This window comes from Flavobacterium sp. (assembly GCF_046153165.1).
In the GTDB taxonomy this organism is placed as follows: Bacteria; Bacteroidota; Bacteroidia; order Flavobacteriales; family Flavobacteriaceae; genus Flavobacterium.
Genome location: NZ_JBJXEN010000010.1, coordinates 68,608 through 74,865, shown reverse-complemented (window position 1 = coordinate 74,865; position 6,258 = coordinate 68,608). Strand labels below are relative to the sequence as shown.

Annotated in this window: 7 protein-coding genes; 2 read left to right on the top strand and 5 right to left on the bottom strand. The window is 30.9% G+C overall.

What is annotated here, in order from left to right; genetic code table 11:
* The 4 genes from ACKVOV_RS01625 to ACKVOV_RS01610 form a co-directional block, all read right to left on the bottom strand.
* Positions 1-115: four helix bundle protein (locus tag ACKVOV_RS01625; protein WP_409205034.1), on the bottom strand; the 115-nt coding region annotated here is incomplete at its 3' end.
* Between the two features lie 41 nt (positions 116-156).
* Positions 157-975, bottom strand: coding sequence for a 3-methyl-2-oxobutanoate hydroxymethyltransferase (gene panB / locus ACKVOV_RS01620; protein WP_409205031.1), 819 nt, complete (start codon positions 973-975; stop codon positions 157-159).
* A gap of 95 nt (positions 976-1,070) precedes the next feature.
* The gene (locus tag ACKVOV_RS01615) at positions 1,071-1,448 is read right to left on the bottom strand and encodes a DUF2809 domain-containing protein (RefSeq protein WP_409205030.1); all 378 of its coding nucleotides are present in this window, start codon (positions 1,446-1,448) and stop codon (positions 1,071-1,073) included.
* A gap of 6 nt (positions 1,449-1,454) precedes the next feature.
* Complete coding sequence (locus tag ACKVOV_RS01610; RefSeq protein ID WP_409205029.1) at positions 1,455-2,882, bottom strand: L-serine ammonia-lyase; 1,428 nt, start codon at positions 2,880-2,882, stop codon at positions 1,455-1,457.
* Positions 2,883-3,011: 129 nt separating this feature from the next.
* Here ACKVOV_RS01610 and ACKVOV_RS01605 point away from each other — a divergent pair, with 129 nt between their 5' ends.
* Together ACKVOV_RS01605 and ACKVOV_RS01600 are read left to right on the top strand one after the other, a co-directional pair.
* Positions 3,012-4,940, top strand: a complete 1,929-nt coding sequence (locus tag ACKVOV_RS01605) for an LTA synthase family protein (RefSeq protein ID WP_409205028.1) — start codon at positions 3,012-3,014, stop codon at positions 4,938-4,940.
* Positions 4,941-4,978: 38 nt separating this feature from the next.
* Positions 4,979-5,608 carry a M15 family metallopeptidase gene (locus ACKVOV_RS01600; protein ID WP_409205027.1) on the top strand — a complete coding sequence of 210 codons (630 nt, stop codon included), beginning with the start codon at positions 4,979-4,981 and terminating at the stop codon, positions 5,606-5,608.
* 192 nt (positions 5,609-5,800) lie between these two features.
* Here the strand turns inward: ACKVOV_RS01600 and ACKVOV_RS01595 are convergent, their stop codons facing one another.
* Positions 5,801-6,253: a murein L,D-transpeptidase catalytic domain-containing protein gene (locus ACKVOV_RS01595; RefSeq protein ID WP_409205026.1), complete on the bottom strand. Its 453-nt coding sequence runs from the start codon at positions 6,251-6,253 to the stop codon at positions 5,801-5,803.
* Between the last annotated feature and the right edge of the window lie 5 nt (positions 6,254-6,258).

The following is a 6,258-nucleotide window of genomic DNA, read 5'->3' as shown; positions in this document are numbered from 1 at the left end:
GTTGGTTGGTTAACCCAAATTTTTCACTATCTGGAAAATTAGCAGTTACAATGTAAATTTCAGAACAAAATACTCTACTTAATTTCCAAATTTCTAAATCTTTAAATCGGTGCATATTTCTAATAATCTAACAATCCATTAATCTAATAATCGAAATTAATATTGTTCACCAGCATTAGGAAAGTCTTTACTCTTCACATCAGCAACATAATTTCCTATGGCTTTTGTCATTTGGTCATATAAATCTAGGTATCTTCTTAAAAATCTTGGACTAAATTCATTATTCATACCTAACATATCGTGTATCACCAAAACTTGTCCATCGACTCCACCACCAGCTCCAATACCAATTACAGGAATAGAAATACTTTGAGCTACTTTTGTTGCTAAATGTGCGGGAATTTTTTCTAAAACTAAAGCAAAACAGCCTAATTTTTCTAATAATTTAGCATCATCAAGTAACTTTTCAGCTTCTTCCTCTTCTTTGGCACGAACAGTATAGGTCCCAAATTTATATATAGATTGTGGTGTAAGACCCAAATGTCCCATAACGGGAATTCCAGCATTTAATATTTTCTTAATAGAATCTTTTATTTCTCTTCCGCCTTCTAGTTTTACAGCATGCCCTCCACTTTCCTTCATAATTCTAATAGACGAACGTAACGCTTCTTTTGAATCCGATTGATAACTACCAAAAGGTAAATCTACTACCACCAAAGCTCTTTCAATAGCACGTACCACACTTGATGCGTGATAAATCATTTGGTCTAAAGTAATAGGTAAAGTTGTTTCGTGTCCAGCCATAACATTACTGGCAGAATCTCCAACCAAAATGACATCGACTCCTGCGGTATCTACAATTTTTGCCATTGTATAATCGTAAGCAGTAAGCATAGAAATTTTCTCACCATTTGCTTTCATTTCTATCAACGATTTGGTGGTAATTCGTTTGTAATCTTTTTTGGCTCCGGACATTTTATTTATGATTTTATAATGTTGACTTTAGATTTTAGATTGTAAAAGTACTAAAATCGATTAGTTTAGTTGTAAATACGAAGAAAAATATAGTACTAATGTATCGTTTTTTTTAAAGTAAAAACGCAAAATATGCTTGCAAATACGACACCTATTGAATAATAAACTAAATCACTCCAAAGAAATCCTTGGCCAAGAGCATAGTGTCCTAATGTGGTTTTTCTAATTGAAACAATCCATTGCGCTCTATAAAGTTGAAGAAATTCGATACAATAGCAGAATAATAAAGCGAGAATTATAGCTTTCTTTTGGTCATAATTTGGAAAAAGAAAACACATTCCAAAATAAACCATTACAGCATATAAAATATCTCCAAAAAAATTGGGGATACCATCAATTTTTCGGGATAAAATACCCAAAATGACTGTAAATATTATTAATATGAAATAAGAAAAACGATTATTTTTTGACATAATGATTTAACAATCAGCTAGATTTACAGCAATTGCCAATCCGCCTTCGGAAGTTTCTTTATATTTGTTATTCATGTCTTTTGCAGTTTGCCACATAGTATTTACTACTTTGTCTAAAGGAACTTTAGCATTTTTCGGATCAGTTTCTAGAGCTAATTCGGCAGCATTTATGGCTTTTATTGCTCCCATGGTATTTCTTTCAATACAAGGGATTTGTACCAAACCACCAATAGGGTCACAGGTTAATCCTAAATGATGTTCCATAGCAATTTCGGCAGCCATGAGTACTTGTTCAGGAGTTCCGCCCATGAGTTCGCAAAGTGCAGCCGCAGCCATAGCCGATGATACTCCAATTTCTGCTTGACAACCGCCCATTGCGGCTGATATTGTTGCTCCTTTTTTAAAGATGCTTCCTATTTCTCCCGCCACCATCAGGAATTGTTTAATTTCTTTTTCTCCTGCTTGGTGATTTTCTATAACTAGATAATACATTAAAACGGCAGGAATTACACCAGCACTTCCGTTAGTTGGCGCCGTTACTACTCGTCCTAACGACGCATTTACTTCATTTACCGCAAGAGCAAAACAAGAAACCCATTTTAAGATTTGACGAAATTTGACTTCAGTTTTTCTAATACATTCTAACCATTCTTGCGGGTTCGAATAATTGGCTAGTCCTATTAAATTTTGATGCATATCAAAAGCGCGACGACGTACATTGAGTCCGCCAGGTAAAATTCCTTCACTATGGCATCCAATATGCATACATTCTAGCATGGTGTTCCAAATTCTCATTAGTTCATGATGAATGGTTTCTTCAGAACGCATAGATTTTTCGTTTTCGTAAACGATTTCAGATATTTTTTTATTTTCTGAAATACAGTATTGCAATAACTCTTCTGCCAAATTAATAGGATAAGGAAAAGCGCATTTTATTTCAATTTTTTTCTTGGCATTTATTCGTTCTTCTTTAACCACAAAACCACCACCAATAGAGTAGAAGGTTGATTGATATTCTTTTTCATCGGAAGTAAATGCAGTAAATGTTAATCCATTAGCATGAAAAGGAAGAAAGTTTTTATTAAAAACAATGTCTTGCAAAAAATAAAATGGAATGAGTTGTTTGTTACCCAAATTTATTTCTTTTTTGTCTTCGATGTTTTTTATAATTCCAGAAATGTTTTGCACTGGAATATATTCAGGATCTTGTCCGCTAAGTCCTAACATTATGGCTAAATCTGTCGCGTGACCAGTTCCTGTTAGCGAAAGAGAACCATATAAATCGACTTTAATTCGAATGGTTTTTTCTAAGAGGTTCTTTTCAGTTAATTCGGCTAAAAATCTTTCGGCAGCACGCCAAGGACCAAGCGTGTGTGAGCTTGATGGGCCAACACCAATTTTTAACATATCAAATACTGAAATACACTCTTCCATAAAACTTATTATTTATTACTACAAATATATGTTTTGTTTAATAAAGTTAGAATAATAATTATATATTAAAATTCTTCCTTTGCCATTATATTTTTCTATTTTTACAAATACTTTTTAACCTAATTATGCATGTCTAAATTTTTCAGATTTCAAGAATATAAAGCCTTGTTTTATAGAATATTATTAGCTTTTTTGTTTTACTCTATTGCCAGGTTGGGTTTCTTTTTATACAATTATAAATTACTAAAAGTAGATTCTGTTTCAGAATATATATCGTTAGCCTATCACGGTTTGGTCTTTGATACGACCGCAATTTTATATGTAAACGGATTATTTATTTTACTTTCGATACTTCCATTTTGGATAAATACTTCAAAAAAATACCAGATTTTTCTTTTCTGGATTTATTTTATTTTTAATGCTATTGCGTATGCAACGAATTTTGTAGATTTTATTTATTACAGATTTACTTATACGAGAACAACCATTGCTATTCTTGATATTGCTAAAAATGAGACGAATAAAGGTAGTTTGTTTTCTCGTTTTATTGTAGATTATTGGCATGTTTATGCTTTATTTTTCATACTACTATTTTGTTGGATTTATTTGTACAAAAGGGTAAAAGTTGTTCAAACACAAATCATTATTAGTAAACTTAAATATTTCTCTTACTCGATAATTGGAATATTAATTATAACAACTATCTGTATTGGTGGGATTCGTGGAGATTTTAAGAAAAGTACTAGACCTATTAATTTAATTGATGCAAACAGATATGTTACAAAACCACAACATGCGGATATTGTACTAAATACACCTTTTGCATTAATCAGAACGATGAATACAAATACTTTTAAAAAGATTAGTCTAGTATCTGAAGAACAAATAGAAAATACGATTGAACCTATAAAAAAATATAATAATAACCCACTTACAAAACCTAATGTTGTAGTAATTATAACAGAAAGTTTAGGTAGAGAATATTTAGGCGCATTTAATAAAGATTATGCCATTCCAGATTATAAAAGTTATACACCATTTTTAGATTCGTTAGCGCAACATAGTTTAATTTTCACAAATGCTTTTGCAAACGGAAGTAAATCTATTCACGGAATGTCATCAGTCGTTGCTGGAATTCCATCTTTTAGAGATGCATTTACATCGTCTCCATATCCGAAGCAAAAAATACAATCGCTGGTTTCTACTCTAAAGGAATTGGGTTATGACACTTCTTTTTTTCATGGTGCTGCCAATGGTTCTATGGGTTTTTTAGGTTTCGGAAATATTTTAGGTTATGATCATTATTACGGACGAACAGAGTTTAATAATGACAAAGAATTTGATGGTTCTTGGGGAATCTGGGATGAACCATTTATGCAATTTATGAAACAAGAATTGGACAAAAAGAAAACACCTTTTTTTAGTACAATATTTACAGTTTCATCACATGAGCCATTTATTCCACCAGCAAAATATAAAGACACCTTTCCAAAAGGGACAATTCCCATGCATCAAGTTGTAGGTTATACAGATTTTGCTTTTAAGAAATTCTTTGAGTCTGCTAGAAAAGAACCGTGGTTTAATAATACAATTTTTATAATCACAGCAGATCACGCCAATCAAACCTATTACCCGTTTTATAACCAAATAGTTAACCGTTCTGCAGTTCCAATTTTAATTTATAAACCCAACAGTAATCTGAAAGGTGTTAATAGTGATTTTGCACAACAAATAGATATTTATCCCACAATATTAGATATGATAGGTTATAAGAAACCTTTTAGAAGTTGGGGTAGAAGTTTGATTGGAGATAAAACAATACAGCCTTTTGTTTGTAATTTTAATGGTGGACAATATCAGTTTATGCAAGGGAATTATATTTGTACTTTCGATGGAAAGGAAATTGTAGGAATATATGATAGAAAAGATTTGGGGTTAGAGAATAACTTAATTGGGAAAGTAAAAAATCAAGAAATAACAAAACTCGAAATTTCTGTAAAAGCTTTTATTCAAGATTATATGGAAAGAATTATAGATAAAAAAATGTTTGTTGAATAATGATTTTAATGGAATTCCTGCTAAAAAAAACATCAAAAATGAGATTAAGATTTACCATTATATTAGTTCATTTTATGATTATTGCGGTTACTTGTAATGCGCAAAATGAAGCAATTATTAACGACACAACTTTTGTAAATCTAAAAGATTATAGTTCCGATTTTATTTTGGACATGAAGTATGCTACCGAAGATAATTTTTTGAAAACAAAAGTATATGATTGTGAATCCTGTTTTTTGAGATTAAAAACGGTAAACAATCTTATAGAAGCCAATAACCAATTTAAGAGAAAAGGATATCAAATAAAGATTTTTGATTGTTACAGGCCGCTTGATGTTCAGAAAAAAATGTGGGTAATTGTTCCTGATCCAAATTATGTTGCAAATCCTTCAAAAGGTTCTATACATAATCGTGGTGGAGCAGTAGATATTACGTTAGTTGACGAAAATGGTGTCGAGCTTGATATGGGAACTACTTTCGATTTTTTTGGAATAGAATCTAGCCACAATTACAGAGATTTCCCTAGAAAAACACTTAGAAACAGAAGATTTCTCAAAAAAATTATGACACGAAATAATTTTGAATCCTTCGACTCAGAGTGGTGGCATTATAATCTTATAGGTTCTAGAAAAGATAGTTTATCTAATTTTACATGGAAGTGTGAGTGAAAACTGGATTATAATTTCATACTTTTAGTAATATATGCTTAAGATAATTTTTGTTTGTGAATTGTCAATTATTTTTTCTATACGGTAATAAAATTTTTCATTTACCATAGGACAACCATAACTATTACAAATGTAATTTTCTTGTTCGTCGTATGGAACATCAAAATATTTGTGCAAAACTATATTTCTGTTTTAAGCATTACTATTTGTTTTGTCCAAACCATATAATTTATAAGCCTTTCCAAATTTTCCAGCATAAGAATTCCCAATCGAATATTTTCCCAATGATGTAGAAAGAGAATTATCTATATTGCTAAATTTTAGTTTCCCTTGAATGCCGGTTTCAGAACCAGAACCATGTGCAACTAAACCTTTATCGATGATTTTGTTATTTTTTAAGTCATATATAAAAAAACGATTTTTTCCAGAAGGAATTCCCATATCTATAAGAAAGGCTATTTCATGATTGTATTTAGAGTTGCTGCTTATTAGTTTTCTTACTTCAACTATTTGAGTTTCTAGTTTTTCTTTTGGAGAATGAGCTAATTCATGATTACTTGCGGAAACAATTTTATGATGATTAATAAACTTAAAACCTACAAATAACATTCCTATAAAGATTAGGGTAAAAAATATTTTTTTCATTGTTT

Coding starts and splice junctions, on each gene's coding strand:
- panB (WP_409205031.1), bottom strand. CDS start 975: ATGTCCGGAGCCAAAAAAGATTACAAACGAATTACCACCAAATCGTTG.
- ACKVOV_RS01615 (WP_409205030.1), bottom strand. CDS start 1,448: ATGTCAAAAAATAATCGTTTTTCTTATTTCATATTAATAATATTTACA.
- ACKVOV_RS01610 (WP_409205029.1), bottom strand. CDS start 2,882: ATGGAAGAGTGTATTTCAGTATTTGATATGTTAAAAATTGGTGTTGGC.
- ACKVOV_RS01605 (WP_409205028.1), top strand. CDS start 3,012: ATGTCTAAATTTTTCAGATTTCAAGAATATAAAGCCTTGTTTTATAGA.
- ACKVOV_RS01600 (WP_409205027.1), top strand. CDS start 4,979: ATGAGATTAAGATTTACCATTATATTAGTTCATTTTATGATTATTGCG.
- ACKVOV_RS01595 (WP_409205026.1), bottom strand. CDS start 6,253: ATGAAAAAAATATTTTTTACCCTAATCTTTATAGGAATGTTATTTGTA.